At 67.8% G+C, this 1,162-nt stretch carries 1 protein-coding gene; it reads right to left on the bottom strand.

Annotation, left to right across the window (positions count from 1 at the left end; translation table 11 throughout):
• Window positions 1-200: 200 nt before the first annotated feature.
• Window positions 201-1,148 (bottom strand): type IV toxin-antitoxin system AbiEi family antitoxin domain-containing protein, encoded by a 948-nt coding sequence (locus E1261_RS44845; RefSeq protein WP_132416484.1) that lies wholly within the window; start codon window positions 1,146-1,148, stop codon window positions 201-203.
• Between the last annotated feature and the right edge of the window lie 14 nt (window positions 1,149-1,162).

The raw sequence follows: 1,162 nt of genomic DNA, 5'->3' as shown, positions 1-1,162 counted from the left end.
CTCCCCGCCCCTAACAGTGGGCTGCCGGCGCGCCCCTCAACCGCCATCTGATGGGTTCCCCCAGCAGCTTGTGGGTTCTGCACTCGCATGCGGGTCAAGAACCCACAAGCTCATGGGTTCCCCCATCAGGTGCCCGTGGAGCCACGCCACATACGGCGGGCGCCGGGACGTCAGGCGCTGGTACGGCGGGCGCCGGGAGGTCAGGCGCTGGTACGGCGGCCGCGGGCGAAGGCGCGCCGGATCATGGCTGCCACGCGCGCGGGATCGTCGAGGTCCTGCCAGGTGATCCGGACCACCTCGAGGCCCAGTGCGCGCAGGCGGTCTTCCCGCAGTTTCTCTCGAATGAGCGCATCCGCCGAGTTGCCGCCGTACTTCAGGAGACCGTCGAACTCGACCACGGTGCCGTACTCGGGGAAGAAGAAGTCGACGCGACCGATGAATCCCTCAGCGTCAGCGAACTCCACCTGAAGTTGCGGCGGCGGCAATCCCTCGTCCCGCATCAGGATCCGAGTCCGCGACTCACCGACGGACTCCGACAATCGGTTCGCGAAGGCGAGGGCCCGTCGGATCATCGGACTCCCCGGCCAGTGCTCAGTCGTTTCCGCCAACCGCCAAAGATCCGCCGGCGTCACCTCCGGGCGCCGCAGCACCGCGTCGGCGCTGATCACGGCCGCCGCGAAGGTCGCCGTACTCGCGACCTCGACCAGCGCACGCGCGACCGAGGTCGCGGGAAGGTGCTCCACCGTCGTCACGTCCTCCGGTGGCAGCCGCGCCTGGTGATGTCTGACGCCGGCCATGACGCCGGCCCGCGCATTCACCCGCGTCAACTGCACCTCCTCGAGGTCCGCCTGCCACACCGGTATGCCGTGCAGAACCAGCGCGGAGTGATGACTCACCACGGCCGATCCACGGTGCATCGCGTTCATCGCGGCATGTATCAACAGGCGATGCCGACGCAACCGCTGCTCCCATGGAGCGATGCCGGTCCAGTCCGTACGTTCGGCGTACTGGCCGTAGCGAATTCGCTCCCACTTGCCTTGCGCAAGCCGCTCGCGCATCTCCGCAGGTGTGTACCCCGCGTCGCTTGCCTGGCGACGACTGAACACACCACCCTGCCGACCGGCGATCCGCTTCAGCTCCGGATTCATTCCCTAAGCATCTG

It is taken from the genome of Kribbella albertanoniae (genome assembly GCF_004348455.1).
GTDB lineage: Bacteria > Actinomycetota > Actinomycetes > Propionibacteriales > Kribbellaceae > Kribbella > Kribbella albertanoniae.
This window is presented reverse-complemented; position numbering and strand designations above follow the sequence as displayed.